The sequence below is a fragment of the Sediminibacterium sp. KACHI17 genome, from assembly GCF_040362915.1.
GTDB lineage: Bacteria > Bacteroidota > Bacteroidia > Chitinophagales > Chitinophagaceae > Sediminibacterium.
Window position 1 is genome coordinate 312,425 of sequence record NZ_AP029612.1, and the last position, 18,404, is coordinate 330,828.

At 40.3% G+C, this 18,404-nt stretch carries 20 protein-coding genes; 15 read left to right on the plus strand and 5 right to left on the minus strand.

Annotated elements, in window-relative coordinates; all coding sequences use genetic code 11:
- Positions 1–68: 68 nt before the first annotated feature.
- The 12 genes from ABXG83_RS01245 (at position 69) to ABXG83_RS01300 (ending at position 10,533) form a co-directional block, all read left to right on the plus strand.
- Complete coding sequence (locus ABXG83_RS01245; protein WP_353549680.1) at positions 69–1,490, plus strand: anthranilate synthase component I family protein; 1,422 nt, start codon at positions 69–71, stop codon at positions 1,488–1,490.
- A 71-nt stretch (positions 1,491–1,561) separates the two neighbouring features.
- Positions 1,562–2,149 carry an aminodeoxychorismate/anthranilate synthase component II gene (locus ABXG83_RS01250; RefSeq protein WP_353549681.1) on the plus strand — a complete coding sequence of 196 codons (588 nt, stop codon included), beginning with the start codon at positions 1,562–1,564 and terminating at the stop codon, positions 2,147–2,149.
- A 26-nt stretch (positions 2,150–2,175) separates the two neighbouring features.
- Complete coding sequence (gene trpD / locus ABXG83_RS01255; protein ID WP_353549682.1) at positions 2,176–3,168, plus strand: anthranilate phosphoribosyltransferase; 993 nt, start codon at positions 2,176–2,178, stop codon at positions 3,166–3,168.
- A gap of 1 nt (position 3,169) precedes the next feature.
- Entirely contained in the window at positions 3,170–3,952 is a 783-nt protein-coding gene (gene trpC / locus ABXG83_RS01260; RefSeq protein ID WP_353549683.1) for an indole-3-glycerol phosphate synthase TrpC, read from the plus strand.
- A 1-nt stretch (position 3,953) separates the two neighbouring features.
- Entirely contained in the window at positions 3,954–4,598 is a 645-nt protein-coding gene (locus ABXG83_RS01265) for a phosphoribosylanthranilate isomerase (RefSeq protein WP_353549684.1), read from the plus strand.
- Complete coding sequence (gene trpB, locus ABXG83_RS01270) at positions 4,598–5,785, plus strand: tryptophan synthase subunit beta (protein ID WP_353549685.1); 1,188 nt, start codon at positions 4,598–4,600, stop codon at positions 5,783–5,785. The genes ABXG83_RS01265 and trpB overlap by 1 nt, the downstream gene beginning before the upstream one ends.
- Before the next feature lie 19 nt (positions 5,786–5,804).
- Complete coding sequence (gene trpA, locus ABXG83_RS01275) at positions 5,805–6,572, plus strand: tryptophan synthase subunit alpha (RefSeq protein ID WP_353549686.1); 768 nt, start codon at positions 5,805–5,807, stop codon at positions 6,570–6,572.
- Positions 6,569–7,162, plus strand: coding sequence for an imidazole glycerol phosphate synthase subunit HisH (hisH, locus tag ABXG83_RS01280; protein WP_353549687.1), 594 nt, complete (start codon positions 6,569–6,571; stop codon positions 7,160–7,162). Before trpA ends, hisH begins: the two co-directional genes overlap by 4 nt.
- Positions 7,163–7,170: 8 nt before the next feature.
- Positions 7,171–7,890 carry a 1-(5-phosphoribosyl)-5-[(5-phosphoribosylamino)methylideneamino]imidazole-4-carboxamide isomerase gene (hisA, locus tag ABXG83_RS01285; protein ID WP_353549688.1) on the plus strand — a complete coding sequence of 240 codons (720 nt, stop codon included), beginning with the start codon at positions 7,171–7,173 and terminating at the stop codon, positions 7,888–7,890.
- A 132-nt stretch (positions 7,891–8,022) separates the two neighbouring features.
- A complete protein-coding gene (gene hisF, locus ABXG83_RS01290) occupies positions 8,023–8,781 on the plus strand; it encodes an imidazole glycerol phosphate synthase subunit HisF (protein ID WP_353549689.1) in 759 nt (252 codons plus the stop codon).
- A gap of 68 nt (positions 8,782–8,849) precedes the next feature.
- Entirely contained in the window at positions 8,850–9,446 is a 597-nt protein-coding gene (gene hisIE / locus ABXG83_RS01295; RefSeq protein ID WP_353549690.1) for a bifunctional phosphoribosyl-AMP cyclohydrolase/phosphoribosyl-ATP diphosphatase HisIE, read from the plus strand.
- Position 9,447: 1 nt separating this feature from the next.
- A complete protein-coding gene (locus tag ABXG83_RS01300) occupies positions 9,448–10,533 on the plus strand; it encodes a TlpA disulfide reductase family protein (protein ID WP_353549691.1) in 1,086 nt (361 codons plus the stop codon).
- Between the two features lie 46 nt (positions 10,534–10,579).
- Here ABXG83_RS01300 and ABXG83_RS01305 read toward each other — a convergent pair whose 3' ends face one another.
- Complete coding sequence (locus ABXG83_RS01305) at positions 10,580–10,930, minus strand: arsenate reductase (RefSeq protein ID WP_353549692.1); 351 nt, start codon at positions 10,928–10,930, stop codon at positions 10,580–10,582.
- 129 nt (positions 10,931–11,059) lie between these two features.
- On the opposite strand from ABXG83_RS01305, the gene ABXG83_RS01310 reads away from it, so the two are divergent.
- A complete protein-coding gene (locus ABXG83_RS01310; RefSeq protein ID WP_353549693.1) occupies positions 11,060–13,513 on the plus strand; it encodes an outer membrane beta-barrel protein in 2,454 nt (817 codons plus the stop codon).
- A gap of 9 nt (positions 13,514–13,522) precedes the next feature.
- On the opposite strand, the gene ABXG83_RS01315 is transcribed toward ABXG83_RS01310, so the two are convergent.
- Together ABXG83_RS01315 and ABXG83_RS01320 are read right to left on the minus strand one after the other, a co-directional pair.
- Entirely contained in the window at positions 13,523–13,942 is a 420-nt protein-coding gene (locus tag ABXG83_RS01315; protein ID WP_353549694.1) for a hypothetical protein, read from the minus strand.
- Between the two features lie 472 nt (positions 13,943–14,414).
- Positions 14,415–15,194, minus strand: a complete 780-nt coding sequence (locus ABXG83_RS01320) for a (Fe-S)-binding protein (RefSeq protein ID WP_353549695.1) — start codon at positions 15,192–15,194, stop codon at positions 14,415–14,417.
- Between the two features lie 196 nt (positions 15,195–15,390).
- Between ABXG83_RS01320 and ABXG83_RS01325 the strand changes: the two genes are divergently transcribed.
- Positions 15,391–16,020, plus strand: a complete 630-nt coding sequence (locus ABXG83_RS01325) for a LysE family transporter (RefSeq protein ID WP_353549696.1) — start codon at positions 15,391–15,393, stop codon at positions 16,018–16,020.
- On the opposite strand, the gene ABXG83_RS01330 is transcribed toward ABXG83_RS01325, so the two are convergent.
- Positions 16,017–16,346, minus strand: a complete 330-nt coding sequence (locus tag ABXG83_RS01330) for a DHCW motif cupin fold protein (RefSeq protein WP_353549697.1) — start codon at positions 16,344–16,346, stop codon at positions 16,017–16,019. The two genes, ABXG83_RS01325 and ABXG83_RS01330, sit on opposite strands and share 4 nt — an antisense overlap.
- A gap of 104 nt (positions 16,347–16,450) precedes the next feature.
- The gene (locus tag ABXG83_RS01335; RefSeq protein ID WP_353549698.1) at positions 16,451–17,758 is read right to left on the minus strand and encodes a (Fe-S)-binding protein; all 1,308 of its coding nucleotides are present in this window, start codon (positions 17,756–17,758) and stop codon (positions 16,451–16,453) included.
- Between the two features lie 99 nt (positions 17,759–17,857).
- On the opposite strand from ABXG83_RS01335, the gene ABXG83_RS01340 reads away from it, so the two are divergent.
- The gene (locus tag ABXG83_RS01340) at positions 17,858–18,358 is read left to right on the plus strand and encodes a phosphoribosyltransferase family protein (RefSeq protein WP_353549699.1); all 501 of its coding nucleotides are present in this window, start codon (positions 17,858–17,860) and stop codon (positions 18,356–18,358) included.
- The last annotated feature ends 46 nt before the right edge of the window (positions 18,359–18,404 follow it).

Genomic DNA, 18,404 nt, shown 5'->3' on the forward strand with positions numbered 1-18,404 from the left:
AACCCCGACAGATATTGTCGGGGTTTTTTGTTGAATGTATCCGGGGCGACCGGAATAAAAAGGATCAAATGAAAAAAATAATCGTTCAGACTCAGGCTAAAAGAATGCTGGCTGATGTGTTTACACCGGTAGGAATTTACCTGCGCATCAGAGATCGTTTTAGGGATACCATTTTACTGGAGAGTACAGATCATCATGCTGCGGAGAATAGCTACTCATTTATTTGTATCAATGCCATTGCAGGTGCTGAGATCAGATCGGGTGAAACGATGGAATGCAAATTGCCGGCACAGCAACCTGAAAAAATGAGTATCCAAGACAAAGCATCTGTTCCCGCTAAACTCTGGGATTTCATGCAGCGATTTGATATTCAAAAAACAACTGAGAAAGAAGCACAATTTGCTCAGGGATTATTTGGATACACTTGTTTTGATGCGGTACAATTTTTTGACACGGTTCCATTACAAAAGACATTGAAAGAAGAGCAAATGATTCCATTGATGCGGTATCGTTTGTATCAGTATGTCATAGTTTTCAATCACTATAAAGATGAATTACTAATCTGTGAGAATAAGATCGCAGGTATTGAATCTGAGATACAAGTAGTTGAATCTTTGATAAGAAGTAAGGACGTACCTGTTTATCCATTTCGTTCAAAAGGAGAGGAAGTATCCAATCTTTCTGATAAGTCTTATAAAGAAATGGTACAGCAAGGTATTCAAAGCTGTATGCGTGGGGATGTATTTCAGATCGTGTTAAGCAGAAGATTTAGTCAACAATTCATGGGGGATGAATTCAATGTATATCGTGCTCTACGTAGCGTCAATCCATCTCCTTATCTTTTCTTTTTTGATTATGGGGAATATAAATTAATTGGCTCTTCTCCTGAAGCTCAATTAGTGATCCAAAATGGGAAAGCCATTGTACATCCGATCGCTGGAACTTTTAAAAGAACCGGTGATGATGAAACAGACCAGCATATGGCGGAACAATTATTAAAAGATGCCAAAGAAAATGCTGAGCATGTGATGTTAGTTGATCTGGCAAGAAATGATCTTAGTCGAGCTTGTACGGATGTGGAAGTGAGCCATTACAGACAAGTACAATATTACAGTCATGTGATACATCTGGTCAGTGAAGTGGTAGGTAAAGTACCTACAGGGTATAACCCGTTTCAATTGATGGCGCAAACTTTTCCGGCAGGAACCTTAAGTGGAGCTCCTAAGTTCAAAGCCATGGAACTGATCGATCAGTATGAACCAACAGCAAGATCTTATTATGGTGGTGCGATCGGGTTTATGGGATTTGATGGTACCTGTAACCATGCCATCATGATTCGTACATTTTTGAGCAAGAACAATACTTTGTATTATCAGGCTGGAGCAGGAGTTGTAGCAGCATCTAGTCCGGAAAGTGAGTTGCAGGAAGTGAATAATAAACTGGGTGCTTTGAAAAAAGCAATCGGCATCGCAGAAGAATTAGGGAGATAAGATGAAAACTGAAAATTGAAAGGTGAAATGAGAAATCAAGAAATCAAAGATCAAAAAATCAAACAGCAAGCGTGAAACTACTAGTATTCGATAATTACGATTCATTTACATATAACCTGGTTCATCTGGTGGAGAAGATATTGGGCGATAAAGTCACAGTATTCAGAAACGACCAGATCGATCTGGATAAGGTGGATGAATTTGATAAGATCATTTTATCTCCCGGTCCCGGCATACCATCAGAAGCAGGATTGCTATTGCCTTTGATCAAAGCGTATGCTGCAAAAAAATCGATACTGGGTGTTTGTTTGGGGCATCAGGCCATAGGAGAAGCTTTTGGGGGTAAACTGGTGAACCTGACCACTGTATATCATGGTTTAGCAACACCTATTCAATTGCAATTGCTCAGCGGTCAACAAAGGAGCAATGATGTTTTTCAGGGATTTGAAAATGATTTGATCGTTGGACGTTACCATAGCTGGGTTATCAGTGATGATGAATTTCCTGATGAACTGGAAGTGACGGCAAGAGATCAGAATAACTATATCATGGCGTTGAGACATAAAACATACGATGTACAAGGCGTGCAGTTTCATCCTGAAAGTGTTCTCACGCCAGAAGGAGAAAAGATATTGCGGAACTGGTTAAAACAATCATGAGGAGTAAAATAGAATCATTCAACATTATGAAAAAGATATTACAATATTTATTTGAACATAAAACTTTGAGTCGTCAAAAAGCGAAAGAGATTTTGCTGCAAATGTCTGCCGGACAATTCAATGATGCAGAGATATCTTCATTTATTACAGTGTTTCTCATGAGAAGCATCACCATTGAAGAATTACAAGGGTTCAGAGATGCATTGCTTGAGTTGTGTGTACCTGCTGATTTGAAGGGTCGTTCAGTAATGGATATCGTGGGAACAGGGGGTGATGGTAAAAACACGTTCAATATCTCTACCTTATCTTGTTTTATTGTAGCCGGTGCAGGACATCAGGTGGCCAAGCATGGTAACTATGGAGCATCATCGGTAAGTGGTGCCTCAAATGTGATGGAGCAATTGGGATATCGGTTTAAAAACAATGTAGATGAATTGAATCAGGAATTGGATCAAACCAATATTTGTTTTCTGCACGCTCCGTTTTTTCATCCGGCACTGAAAGTGGTGGGACCGATCCGCAAACAACTTGGGGTACGTACTTTTTTTAATATGCTTGGTCCGATGGTGAATCCGGCAGCGCCAGCTTATCAGTTGGTCGGGGTGTATAATTTAGAGATGGCACGTATTTATAATTATCTCTTACAGGAAACAGGAAAGGCATTTACTGTTATTCATAGTTTGGATGGTTATGATGAAATATCCTTGACAAATGATACGAAAGTGATCACAAATGAGGGAGAGCGAATCCTGACACCGGAGCAATTAGGTAAACGAATGGTGATGCCGGAAGATATTTATGGTGGTAATACTGCAGAAGAAGCGGCAAAGCTATTTGTAAAAATCATCAAAGGAGAAGGAAGCTGGGCGCAGAATGCCGTTGTTTTAGCGAATGCTGCAATGGCTTTATTCGGAACCGGCCATTATCAGCATTATGATGATGCTTATGCAGCTGCAGTAGAAAGTCTGGAAAGCAAAAAAGCCTATCAAACATTAGAACAACTGATCAATCTGCAATAACATGAATATATTGGACACTATTGTTGCGAAGAAAAGAATGGAAGTGCTTGCTGCAAAAGATAAGATATCTGTTGAAGCGCTTACGCAACAGACTTTCTTTTCAAGACCAACACTATCGCTATCTTCTTTTTTAGGGGATGAAACACGCACCGGTATCATTGCAGAGTTCAAGCGAAAGTCGCCCTCAAAAGGGATCATCAATGCTTCAGCCAGTGTGGAAGAAGTGACTGCTGCTTATGCAACAGCCGCGTCAGGTATTTCTGTATTGACAGATACAGATTTTTTTGGCGGAAGTGTAGGCGATCTTCAAAGAGCACGCATACAACAAGTACCCATTCTGCGTAAGGATTTCATGATCGATGCGTATCAGGTATATGAAGCCAAAGCAATGGGTGCAGATGTAATACTACTGATCGCGGCATGTTTAACACCCGCAGCAGTTAATCAGTTGGGCGCCTGTGCCAAGGGATTAGGGTTGGAAGTGCTGTTGGAGATTCATGACGAGACAGAATTAGATCATATCAGTGATATGGTAGATATGGTTGGAGTGAATAACAGAAATTTGAAAACCTTTGAAGTAGATATCAATACTTCATTGCAGCTGATCAAGCAAATTCCGGCCGGTAAGACCGCAATAGCAGAAAGTGGTATTAGTAATGTAGATACTATCGTAACTTTACGCGAAGCCGGGTTCAGCGGTTTTTTGATCGGGGAAAATTTCATGAAAGAGCCCCATCCTTCGATTGCTTTTGCTGATTTTGTCAATCAACTAAAAGCAAGGTAACATGCGTATCAAAGTCTGTGGCATGACACAAATGGAGCAAATCAAACATCTTGATAGGATAGGTGTTGAGTTTGCCGGATTTATTTTCTACCATAAATCACCCAGGTATATCTTCAAGCATATGCCCAGACCGGAGATCAAAAAGATCAGAGGTCAACATATTAATAAAGTGGGTGTTTTTGTGAACGCTCCTGTTGAAGAGTTGTTAGAGATTGTAGATGAATGTGGATTGCAGATGGTACAGTTACATGGTGATGAAACACCCAAGTATTGTGAGAAAGTGGCAGACTATATTGACGTGATCAAAGCATTTCGTTTAAGAGAAGATGATCAGGTGCTTTGGAAGATCAAAGATTATCAGGATATCGCAGACATGTTTTTATTTGATACAGAAGGTGCGGGTTATGGAGGAACAGGAAAGAAATTTGATTGGTCGGTTTTAAAAGGATTACATATCAATAAGCCTTTTTTCCTCAGTGGAGGAATAGGTCCGGATGATGTTGAGCATATCAAAGCATTTATTCAGGACCCGGTTGCAAAGGATCTGTTCAGCTTGGATGTGAACAGTAAGTTTGAAACCATTCCCGGATTAAAAGATATGCAGGTAGTAGAAAAATTTGTAAATGAGATCAAAACCATAAAGTGATGGCGACAACTAGTTTTCAGAACCCAGATGTACAAGGTTATTACGGACAATTTGGAGGAGCTTATATCCCTGAAATGTTACATCGTAATGTAGAAGAGCTGCGTGAACAGTATCTGTCTATTATGAATGATCCTATTTTTAAAGCAGAATTTGATGAGCTGTTGCACGACTATGTTGGCAGACCTACGCCATTGTTTCTTGCAGAACGATTGAGTAAAGAATTCAATGCCACTATTTATTTGAAGCGTGAAGATCTTTGTCATACAGGAGCGCATAAGATCAACAATACGATCGGACAAATATTGCTGGCACGCAGATTAGGCAAGACCAGGATCATTGCAGAAACAGGCGCTGGACAACATGGTGTAGCTACTGCTACTGTGTGTGCATTGAAAGGGATGGAGTGTATTGTGTACATGGGTGAAAAAGATATTGAAAGACAAGCACCCAATGTAGCAAGGATGAAAATGTTGGGAGCTAAAGTGGTGCCTGCTACGAGTGGCAGTAAAACACTCAAAGATGCTACCAATGAAGCAATACGTGATTGGATCAATCATCCCAATGATACACATTATATTATTGGAAGTGTAGTAGGTCCGCATCCTTATCCGGATATGGTTGCCAGATTTCAGAGTGTGATCAGTGCTGAAACGCGAAAACAACTCAAAGATAAAAGAGGTCAAGAATTGCCAACACATGTGATCGCCTGTGTTGGAGGTGGAAGTAATGCAGCGGGCGCTTTTTATCATTTTTTAGATGAACCATCCGTTCAATTAGTAGCGGTGGAAGCTGCCGGTCATGGTATTCAGTCGGGTATGAGTGCAGCCACTACTCAATTAGGGAAGCCGGGTATTTTGCATGGCAGTAAGAGTCTGTTGATGCAAACAGCAGATGGACAAGTAATAGAGCCACACAGTATTTCTGCTGGATTGGATTATCCGGGAATCGGCCCTTTGCATGCGCATTTGTTTACCAGTGGAAGAGGTGTATTTCTGTCTGCTACAGATGAAGAAGCATTAGCAGCGGCATTCCATGTCAGTAAAACAGAAGGAATCATTCCTGCTCTGGAAACAGCACATGCATTTGCTGTATTAAGTAAACTAAATCTTAAACCAACAGATGTAGTAGTCATTTGCCTGAGTGGAAGAGGTGATAAAGATCTTTCCACTTATATGCAGCAACTATAATTTTTACCAGTCCAACATTATGAGTAGAATACAAGCATTGTTTGGTGTAAAAAAAGAAAGGGTATTGAATGTGTACTGTACTGCAGGTTATCCTGAGTTAAATAGTACAATGGATGTCATACTTTCTCTCGAGCGCTCAGGCGCCGATCTGATCGAATTAGGGATGCCCTATAGTGATCCATTAGCGGATGGTCCAATAATTCAGGCTAGTAGTAGTCAAGCCTTACAGAATGGAATGAGTATCGAAGTGTTATTTGATCAATTAAAAGCTCTCCGTTCGAAAACGCAAATACCACTGATCTTAATGGGATACATGAATCCTGTGATACAATATGGGTTCCAGAAATTTTGCGATGATGCCGCTGCGGTAGGTGTGGACGGATTGATACTTCCTGATCTTCCGGAGTACGAGTATGAAACCATCTATGGCGATATGATCCGAAAAGCCGGGCTTGATTTTATTTTTTTAGTGACACCTGAGACCTCTTTTGAGCGGATACAAAAACTTGATCAATTGAGCAGTGGTTTTTTGTATGCAGTAAGTTCATCAGCTACTACGGGTAATGAAAAAGATTTTGATCAGGTGACCGTGTATTTACAACGTTTGCAAGCTATGCAACTCCGTAATCCGGTATTGGTAGGATTTGGGATCAAAGACAAAGCTACTTTTGATGCTGCCTGCCAATATGCAAATGGAGCGATCATAGGTTCGGCCTATATCAAGGCATTAGCGCAGCCCGGAGATATTCAATCATTGACCACTGAATTTTTGAAACAAGTATTATGAATGTAGTGATCGTTAAATACAATGCAGGTAATATTCAGTCTGTTCAATACGCTCTAGAAAGAATCGGGGCTTCTGCACTTGTTACGGATGATCATGCATTGATTCGTTCGGCAGATAAAGTCATTTTTCCGGGTGTTGGGGAAGCAAGTACTGCTATGCATTATCTGAGATCCAGATCGCTGGATCTGTTGATCAAAGAGTTGAAACAGCCGGTATTAGGAATTTGTCTGGGTATGCAACTGATGTGTAAACATTCAGAAGAGAATGATACAACCTGTATGGGTATTTTTGATGAACAGGTGAAGTTGTTTCAGCCAGAGAAGTCAGCAGGACTGAAAGTGCCTCAGATCGGTTGGAATACTATCAGTGATCTTTCTACCACTCTTTTTAAAAGTGTTCCCGAAAATAGCTTCTGTTATTTTGTGCATGGTTATTATGCTGCAAAGGGTGATCATACCATCGCAACAACAGATTATATTCAACCGTATAGCTCAGCATTACACCGGGATAATTTTTATGGTGTACAATTCCATCCGGAGAAAAGTGCGACTGTGGGAGAGCAAATACTAAAGAACTTTTTAACCTTATAAATCGAGACATGCAAATCATACCGGCCATAGATATTATTGATGGAAAATGCGTAAGACTTACACAGGGTGATTATGCCCAAAAGACGATATACAATGAAAATCCATTGGAAGTAGCGTTGCAATTTCAGGATGCTGGGTTGCAAAGATTACATCTGGTAGATCTCGATGGTGCAAAAGCAGGGGCTGTAAAGAACTGGAAAATACTAGAGCAGTTGACTGTTAAAACCAATATGGTCATTGACTTTGGTGGTGGAATAAAAAAAGAAGAAGACCTGCGTATTGTTTTTGACTCCGGTGCAGCATATGCTACGATCGGTAGTTTAGCCGTAAAAGAAGAAGCGACATTTGTAGCATGGTTATCAACCTATGGAGCATCTAAATTTTTATTGGGTGCGGATGTTAAAGATGAAAAAATTGCGATTGGAGGCTGGCTCGAGACAACTGAGATCCATATCCTGGATTTTATCCAACAAAACCATGCTCACGGAATCGCACAACTTTTTTGTACAGACGTGAGTAAGGATGGGAAACTGGAAGGTCCATCCGTGGCTTTGTATCAGAAAATTATTGATGCATTTCCTGACCTTCATTTTATTGCTAGTGGAGGGGTAAGCAATCTTGCTGATCTGGAACAGTTACAAGCAATCGGGTGCAAAGGTGCAATCGTTGGGAAAGCCATTTATGAAAATAGAATCACATTGAATGAGTTGTCTATTTTTAATGCCTAAATCAATGAATACAATGTATTAAGTCTCTGCGTAACCTCTTATTCTTCTTTCTTCTTGTGAATCTTTGTAACACAGAGAAAGCAGAACAAAAGATTAGCAGAGGATAAGATTTCAGGAAATCAATTTTAAAAGATGCTGACAAAAAGAATCATACCCTGTTTAGATATCAAAGATGGCCGCACTGTTAAGGGGGTCAATTTTGAAAATATACGAGATGCAGGGGATCCGGTAGAATTGGGGGCCTTGTATGCAGCTTCTGGCGCAGATGAATTGGTGTTTCTGGATATCACCGCTACCAATGAAAAAAGAAAAACATTGAGTGAGTTGGTCAATAAAATATCACACAAGATCAATATCCCTTTTACGGTGGGTGGTGGTATCAGTAGTGTAGATGATGTACGCGCATTGCTGCAAAATGGGGCAGATAAAATATCTGTAAATACAGCTGCATTTAAAAGACCGGAACTAATCGCAGAATTATCTAAGGAGTTCGGATCACAATGTGTGGTATTGGCAATCGATACCCGTCAGGAAGATGATGGCAACTGGTATGTATACCTGAATGGTGGACGCGTAAAAACAGAAACCCTTTGCCTGGATTGGGCAAAAAAGGGAGTAGCACTGGGTGCCGGTGAGATCCTGCTTACATCTATGAATCATGATGGAACCAAGCAAGGATTTGCACTGGATATCACCGCACAACTGGCAGAAGCTTTACCGGTTCCGGTCATTGCATCCGGGGGTGGAGGTTCGATGGAACATTTCACAACTGTATTTAAAGAAGGGAAGGCTGATGCCGCACTGGCAGCCAGTATCTTTCATTTCAAGGAAATAGGGATACCGGAATTGAAGCAGTATCTTGCAGAAAATGGAGTGCCGGTCAGGCAATAAGGAATCATAGACATTGGATATAGCATTATGAAGGATAAGCAAATCGAGGAGTATAAAATAATTGAACTATGAAAGTGGATTTTTCAAAATATGCAGATGGATTAGTACCTGCTATCGTACAAGATATCGCTACCCATAAAGTATTGATGTTGGGCTTTATGAATCAGGAAGCATTGACCAAAACGGAAGAAACAGGGAAAGTTACTTTCTTCAGTCGCAGTAAAAACAGACTCTGGACCAAGGGTGAGGAAAGCGGTAATTTTCTGGAACTGAAAAGTATGGCAGTCGATTGCGATCAGGATACTTTATTGATCCAGGCGCATCCGGTAGGACCTGTTTGTCATACCGGAGCAGATACTTGTTGGAGCGAGCGAAATCATAGTGAAGACTTTCTCTTATACCTTGAAGATATCATTCGTTTACGTAAACAAGCTTCGCCGGATGAGTCTTATGTCGCTAAACTCTTTTCTAAAGGGATCAATAAAGTAGCACAAAAAGTAGGTGAAGAAGCGGTAGAGTTAGTAATTGAAGCAAAAGATGACAATGAAGAGTTGTTTTTAAATGAAGCCGCAGACCTCTTATTCCATTATTTACTTTTGCTTAACGCCAAAGGTCATAAATTACAGTCTGTCATCGATATATTGAAAAAAAGACATTCGAGATAACATGAAAAAACTACTTTTTTTATTATTCATGCCCCTGAGTATACTGGCACAAGTGGGTGTTGATAGTTATGAGATCAAAGGCATACTGAAAGGGTTATCAGATAATACAACTGTTTTTCTGATCAATGGTGTTACCGGCCAAACCATTGCCACCGCTACCGCAAAAGAGGGGCAGTTTACACTAAAGGGGAAACTGACTCATCCGGAATTGGTACAGATCGGATTCAATGGGAAGAATGAGAAACTTGATTTATTCATCGGGAATGATGCTGTTAACCTGGATGGAGAAATCAGCAATCTGGAAGCAGCTGTTATCAGTGGTTCTGCCGTTCAGAAGGATTATGAACGTTTTCGTGTAAAGTTCAATCCGCTGAAAGACAAATTGAATGCGCTCGCTAATACCATCAATCAACAATCTGCTGCTACAGGAAAACGAGATTCATTGATCAATGTTTTCAATCAGAATAAAGCCATATTACTCGCTACTGCTGCAGAGTTCATAAAAAACAATGCTGCATCTCCTGTAAGTCCATTTGTTTTATTCGCAGTAGGACCATTGTACGAAGATTTGGATGAGTTGGAAGCCCGATACAATGATTTACAACCCATCGTGCAAAAAGGATTTTATGCAGAAGTGATTGCACAAACCCTCACAAAATCAAAAATTGGTCGTGTGGGCTCACAGGCGCTTGATTTCACACAAAAAGATGTGAATGGTAAGCCTATCTCTTTATCTTCTTTCAAAGGGAAATATGTATTGGTAGATTTTTGGGCGAGCTGGTGCAGACCTTGCAGGGAAGAAAATCCCAATGTTGTACTTGCTTACAATACCTATAAAGACAAAAATTTTACGGTACTAGGTGTTTCGTTAGATCAGGATAAAAATAACTGGCTACAAGCAATTAAGGTAGATAAACTGGATTGGACCCATGTAAGTGATCTGAAATACTGGGATAATGAAGTTGCGAAGATGTACAATATTCAAGGTATCCCCGCCAATATGTTGATCGATCCCAATGGAAAGATCATAGCCAGAGACCTACGTGCTCAGGCTTTACAGGATAAGCTTAGAGAGTTGTTGAAATAGACTATAGACCATAGTCCATAGTCCATGGTCCATGGACTATGGACTATCAACCAAATATTGCTTCGTATTTTTTCTCATCAAACCCCACCGCCACAACTTTTCCTTTTTTGACGATTACGGGTCGCTTAATGATGCTGGTATGTTCTTGCATTACCGGGATCGCTTTAGCGGCGGTTGTGATAGACTTTTGTAAGGAGGCCGGCAGTTCTTTATAGGTCGTTGATCTTTTATTAAAGATGATCTCCCAGTTCACCTGTTCGGTCCATGATTGTAAAGTGGGGGCGTCTATACCGGAGATCTTATAATCATGAAACTGATAGTCGATCTTATTTTCTTTTAACCAATTGATCGCTTTCTTAACGGTGTCGCAGTTGGGGATACCAAAAATCGTGTACATAGTTTAACGGTAATTATATCCATTTAAATGTCCTATCCGCCGATTTTTGAGGAGATAGGGCCAATTGTATAGAATTTCGCCAATAATAACCTATTAATCTTTAATTTGTTCTCCAGCAATCGATAGACCTTGAGAATTTATCTTTTTGGGATAGGAATCTTACTATCCTTCACACTTACGGCTCAGAATACACCTGAGAAATCTCGCGCACAGTTGGGACTCATTATTGGCAATATACTGGAAGCCAAGACAGGCAAACCTTTGGCATATGCATCAGTTCAATTAAAAGATCTGAGTGATACTACAAGGAAATCATCAACCGTTGCGGATAAAAATGGAGCTTTTGAGTTCAGTAAGCTCTCACTGGGTTATTATCGAATCAGTGTGGTCATGGTTGGTTTTGCACAGATGAATATTGACAGTATCTATCTGCGCCCTGAAAGATATGATTTCAATTTAGGAGATATTAAACTCAATGATGCCGCAAGTGCTTTGAATGAAGTGATTGTATATGCAGAAAAACCTTTGATTGAAAACAAGGATGATAAGATCACGTACAATGTTGGTGAAAGTGCATTGAGTGGAGGAGCAAGTACTGCTGAATTATTGAAGAATATGCCATTGGTGAATAATGATCCAACCGGTAAAATATTATTGAAAGGAAAAGAACCGCGTATTCTCATTGACGATAAGCCTACAGAATTGAATGCACAACAATTACAGGATCTTCTTGAGAGTTTGCCCGGAAGTAGTATTGAAAAGATTGAGATCATGACCAATCCACCGCCTCAGTATGCAACAGAGACCGGAGGAGTGATCAATATTGTTACCAAGAAAGGAAAGATCGGTTGGGTAGGCAGAACGACACTTAGCGTGGGAACAAGAGGAGAAGGGAATTTAGCAGCCAATGCAAGTTATCGGACACAACCTTTCTCTATCAATATCACCGCTGGATTAGGCGGAAGTATTTTAACAGGGGATAGTTATTCTAAACGAGAAAACATCTATCGTGATTCGATCAACTATTTTAATACGACCGGTTCATTCGAAAATAAAAATCTAAGACCCAATCTTCGTGTTCAAACTGATTTTGAGTTGAACAAACAAAACCAACTGAATTTTACCTATCAAGGTAACCTGAGTTATTACGACAATGAAAGTATAAATACGTTTGTCAATATCAATCGCAATAAGGAAGTGTATAGAAATAGCACACGAACCAATGGTAGTGAGGGGGAGGGTTATGGGCATAATGCTTCTTTATCGTATACGCATAAAGCCAAAAATCCGGCAGAATTCATTCGTATGATCCTGAATGTAAATGCCAATAAGAACAACAATGACAGGGCATTCTTCCAGGAATTCCTGAATCCTGATTTTTCTGCTACCGGCATTGATTCTACCCAGTCTCAGTTCTTTGATAATTTCAACCGCTCAGCTTCTATTCGGGCTGATTACAATAAGCCTTTAAAAAAGAAGGGAGCTAATTTTTCTACCGGTGTATTTTATAACAGATCCTTCTTTCATAATACCCTGAACACAAGTTTTCTTAGAAAATCAGACGGAGTCTTCATTCCGAATGATCTGCTTAGTAATGATTTTGAATTCCGTCAAAATATTTTCACAGCAAGGGCAGGATTTGGATTGCCATTCGGTAAAGGATGGAGATTGAATGCAGGGGTGCAGGCAGAACATACAGAAATGGGTTTTGCTTTTATCAAGGGCAATAGTGCAGATGTGAATAATGGGTATTGGAACTTACTGCCCAATATATCCTTGCGAAAAGAATTCAATAAATCATTCAACTCTACTATTGTATATCGGGCAACTATTCGCAGACCAGGAATTGGGGAATTGAATCCGAATGTTGATTATAGTGATCCTTATAATTTACGTTTTGGTAATCCTTATTTGCGTCCCACTTTATCAGATAATATTGATTGGAACATGAGTTGGATCAAAGGCAAATATTATATCAATACTTCCTTAGGTTATAACCGGTTGAAAGATGTATTCAACTCTATTCGTAACCTGGTAGGAGATGGAAAGACAGAAGTGAGTTGGTTGAATATTGCTGACAGACGTGAATATGAAGCAAGTGTATGGGGCGGATATACATTTAGCAAGCAATTGCGCGTAAATACCAGTATGGGGTATACGATGAACAAATACAGCGAAACAGAAAAGAAATTGTATCGGTATCGTGATGGGAGTAGCTTTTATAGCAGTCTGAATTATACGTTTACACCCAGTAATGTGTTGACATTTGAAGGGAGTGTTCGGTTCAGTAATTTCGCCAATCCACAGGGTAGAAGCAGAAGTAATGTGAACATGAATCTGGGTGTACAACATCGATTCTTTGATCGCAGACTTATTTTAAGTTTCAATGCGATCGATCCATTTACGCCTCAACGATTTACCAATTATACTTATGGGGCCAATTTCAACTTAGAAAGTTTCAATTCCAGCAATACTCGCAATTTCAGAGTTGCCATTAGCTATCAGTTGAATAAGGTTGTACAAAAATCTCAACTAAGCGATAAGCAAAAACAAGATGCTATTAAAAAGGCGCGTGGAGTGTAATTCAATTGATTATTTCACTTTCATCTTAGATGCCAGCCAACTATTCTGCACCGGGATCATCCAGTTATCCATCCATTCTTTTTTAGTTGCAACCAGGTTATTGAAATATATAGTATCCGGAAGAATGAATCCATTGTCCAATGCATAATTCAGTTGAGAAAGTGGTAATAACTGAACTTTATCTTTTACAACAAATGCCAGTTGTTGTCTATCAAACATATTCACTTTAAAGCGTGCTTCGATCTCTTTGATCATTCTTACTGAACTATCTGTACTACATCCGCTGACGCCGGTAGCTGTTTCATCAGCCATGATGACAATGAATTGTCCGAAAAACAAATTTGCATACCCTTTTACAGGTGTACCGTGACTCAGCCACTGGGTGGTGAAATCATTGAACATGCTTTCCAGCTCAAAAGCTTCACTCATTGAAAACAGGCGTGATGATTGGTATATCCAGACCCTAGAACTGTCGTGGAAATCCTGAGGAATAAATGACCGATAGTTGAGATCCATAGTGCAAAGATAGAGAGGAATTTCTGATGTCTGATGTCGGATTTCTGATGTCAGATCGCAGATGTCAGATATTTGATTGGGTTATTCTTTTTCTTCCGGCTTAGAGAAAGCTGAAAAGAATCCCATAAACATAGCTACTATAATATGTCGAATTAAACGAGGGAGGGTGAGTTCTTTTGCTGAATCATCGAGAAATAATAAACGCCAGCTAATGAGAAAAATAAAGAGAGCTATGCTAATTACGCACATTCTTTTCCATGAAAAATTACGCCATCGCAAATGTTCTGTAGACTTAATAAAAAATGACGGCACTCTTGTCATATTATATATCAAACTATGAAAATAATAAATCCGCAATCCTACATCAGACATCTGCTATCTGCCATCAAACCATACTCTGCGCAACAAGCTCTGCTACATCTAACACCGCCACTTCATTTTCTTTTTCACGATTCTTCACACCATCGGTCATCATGGTATTGCAAAACGGGCAAGCAGCAGCAATGAATCCAGCTCCTGTCGCTAGGGCTTCGTCGGCTCTTTCAATATTGATACGCTTATCGCCGGGTTCGTCTTCTTTGAACATTTGAGCACCTCCTGCACCGCAGCATAAGCCTTTACTTCTGCACCTTTTCATCTCAACCAGTTCGGCATCTAAGGCTTCCAATACTTTTCTAGGGGCTTCATAAATATTATTGGCGCGTCCTAAATAGCAGCTATCATGAAAGGATATTTTCTTTCCTTTAAAAGCGCCGCCCTCTTTGAGTTGAATACGCCCTTCATCTATGAGTTGTTGCAGCAGTGTGGTATGGTGGATGACCTCATAATTACCGCCTAACTCAGGATATTCGTTTTTTAAAGTATTGAAGCAGTGCGGACAAGTGGTTACAATCTTTTTGATGCCATATCCATTCAGGACTTGAATGTTTTGATAGGCCATCATTTGAAAGAGGAATTCATTGCCTGCTCTGCGCGCTGGATCTCCGGTACAGGCTTCTTCTTTTCCCAGAATGGCATAACGCATACCTACCTTATCCAGAATAGAAGCAAAAGCTTTGGTGATCTTTTGCGCCCTTTGGTCAAAACTACCGGCACAACCTACCCAAAATAAAATTTCAGGACTTTCGCCATTCATTGCCATTTCTGCCATGGTCATCACTTTCATATGCGTTCAGTTATTGCTGTGTACCAGCGGTTATATAAATGAATCCGTAAATCGTTGCGCCGTAAATTTATGGCTAACATTTTATACCGCAATAGGATGTTTGAAAGGTTCTTTTTCCTTTGATAGAAATCTTATTGATTCTGCTTGATTGCGGATGTATCTTGTGACCCTTACATTTGAACTTTAGAGCCGGACTATGGTATACATCTTTTTGGTTGCATGTCTGATCAGTTTTCTTGGGCAGCTCCCATTGGGTAACATGAGTTTTACCGCTACTCAGATCTGTATCCAGGAAGGGGCTAAGAAAGCATGGATGTATGCGATCGGCGTTGCTATTGTTGAAATGATCTACCTGCGGTTTGCCCTTACGGGGATGGATTGGGTCATACAGCACCGCAATTGGTTCATCGCTCTCGGGTGGATCACGGTATTGCTTTTTTTGGTCTTAGGGGTACTGGCATTCATCTCTGCACGTAAGCAATCCAAAGAAGAGCGATCGGTGATTTTGGACAATAAACTACATCGGTTCTTGCTCGGACTTACCATGAGTGCTTTAAATCCTGTTCAAATACCTTTCTGGTTCTTGTGGACTTCTACGATGATCCAAACGGAGGTACTCCCTGTTACGGCTACAGCTTTTCATGTTTTTACGATTGGTGCGGGGGTAGGAACCATTGGCGGATTGGCACTGTATATCCATGGGGGAAATTGGCTGGTGAAAAAAAACAATACCAGCAATAAAACCCTGAATAAGATCATGGGTGTTATATTCATCATTACAGCATTGATCCAGTTATACAGAATGTTGTATAAACCATGGATCTAATCAACAATAAAAAGGGTGCATCCATGTTCGGAATAAGAACGGTGAGCATCTGCTTTATCTCCTACAGTGTATAGTTGTCCTTTTTTGAGTAAATGCTTTTCTCCATTCTCAAGCTCTGTTTCCATTTCGCCTTCAGCACAGAAAATGATATGCCCTTTGTTGCACCAATGATCCGCTAAATAATTAGGAGAGTACGTGACCAGCCTGATACGGATATCATCCCTGTATAAAATTCTCCATTCTGCAAAACCTGTGATGCCTTGATGTATCTCAGGGTCTATAGCGCTAAAATCAGTAATCGAGAATGGGAAAGCGGAAAGTGTCATAGCCATTTAATAAAATGAGAAATAAGGGATCAGAAATTAAGAAAGGATGACCAATCTTATTTGTGTTACACGCTGATTCCGCGTTTGATATTTCTGAATTCTTCTTACTGTGTTGCCCACTGATCTCTTTCTTCCGGAGAAAATTTCCAAGGAGCGAAATTGTTTTCAGTATTGCTGAACATGCCATTCCATTCCTGTGGAGCATTACTTTCTTCCATGATGAGGGATCGGCGTAATTCTGTTATAATCTCTAGAGGCGAGATACTTACCGGACATTCTTCCACGCAAGCATTACAGGTGGTACAAGCTCTTAATTCTTCTACAGAGATATAATCGTGCAACAATGATTTTCCATCATCCTGGAAAGATTTATTTGCATCAATATTACGTCCAACTTCTTCCAGACGATCACGTGTTGCCATCATGATCTTTCTGGGACTTAGGAGCTTACCGGTGGTATTGGCCGGACAAGCTGCAGTACATCTGCCACACTCAGTACAGCTGTATGCATCAAGTAGGTTTTTCCAGCTCAGATCAAACACATCTTTAGCGCCAAAGCGTGCGGGAGGAGCGGCATCTGTGGGGGCAAGTTCAGGCTGCATCGCATACAAAACCTCATTTTGCACACTTGGCATATTTTTCATTTTACCGGATGATTCCAGTCTGGCATAGTAAGCATTCGGAAAGGCCAGCATGATATGTAAGTGCTTTGAATAGGGTAAATAATTCAGGAATGCAAAAATGCCCGCAATATGTAACCACCAACAAATTCTTTCAATAGCGATCAGTGTACTATCCGCAAAACCGGAGAATAAGGGACTCAGTAATCCGGAGAAATAAAATGAACCGGTGGACGGGTAATGACTATCACCTCTTGCCTGTAATACAAGATCAGTTGCATTCATGGTCAGGAAAAGGCTCATGAGAATGATCTCTGTGATCAGGATATAATTTGCATCCGATCTGGGCCATCCATTTAAATCTTTACTGATAAAGCGTTTGAGTTTGAGGATATTTCTACGCGATAAGAAAACGATACAGACCAGGATCACACCTACCGCCAAGAACTCAAATGCATTGATCAGCCAATTGTACAATGACCCCAAAGGCGCTGCAAACAATCGATGCTTTCCTAAGATACCATCCAATACGATCTCTAATACTTCCAGATTGATGATGATAAATCCGGCATAGATCACGAAATGCATGATCGCGACCAACGGATTCGAAAACATTTTTTTCTGTCCTAATGCCAGTAGTAACAGGTTTCTCCAGCGTAGGGCAGGTTGATCATTGAGTGATTCCTCTTTCCCCAAAAAAATATTACGTCGTATTTGCCCTGCTTTACGAGCGAATAACCAAATGGATACGGCGGCCAGGGCCACAAAAAGGATTTGCTGGAGATATTGCATACAATCGGTCTTAAGGTGCTAAGATAGCAGTTTTGCTTGGTTGCAAATGGGATTGTTGATTGCTTTTAATGTTCCTACATTTGAACATAAATCACAGGTATGAGTAACCGGAATTATATCCTAACCAAGGATGCAGCAGCACGTAAGCTGCACAGGATGGCATTGGAATTGGCTGAACAATTAAATGGGGATGATGCACCTCTGATTATTTTGGGTATTCGGAACAGTGGTATGGTGATCGCAGAAAAGATCGCTGAGCATCTGAAAAAATATATATCCAATAATATACAGACTGCTTCCATTACATTGGACAAAGTAGCTCCAATGGAAGTGACTGTAAGTGCCCCCATCGATTTTACCGGATTGCATGTGGTGATCACAGATGATGTCACGAATAGTGGCAGAACCCTGTTGTTTGCACTAAAACCCTTACTCAATTATCATCCTAAAACCATTCAAACCCTTGTACTAGTAGAAAGGATGCACAAAATGTTTCCTGTTAAACCTGATTATGTTGGGTTGTCAGTTTCTACAACACTGCAAGATCATATTCAAGTAGAAGTAAAGGATGGTGAGGTGACAGGCGCATATATTTCCTGAGATAAGGATTTGTGATCTGACGATCCTTTCCACCTGCATGTTTACC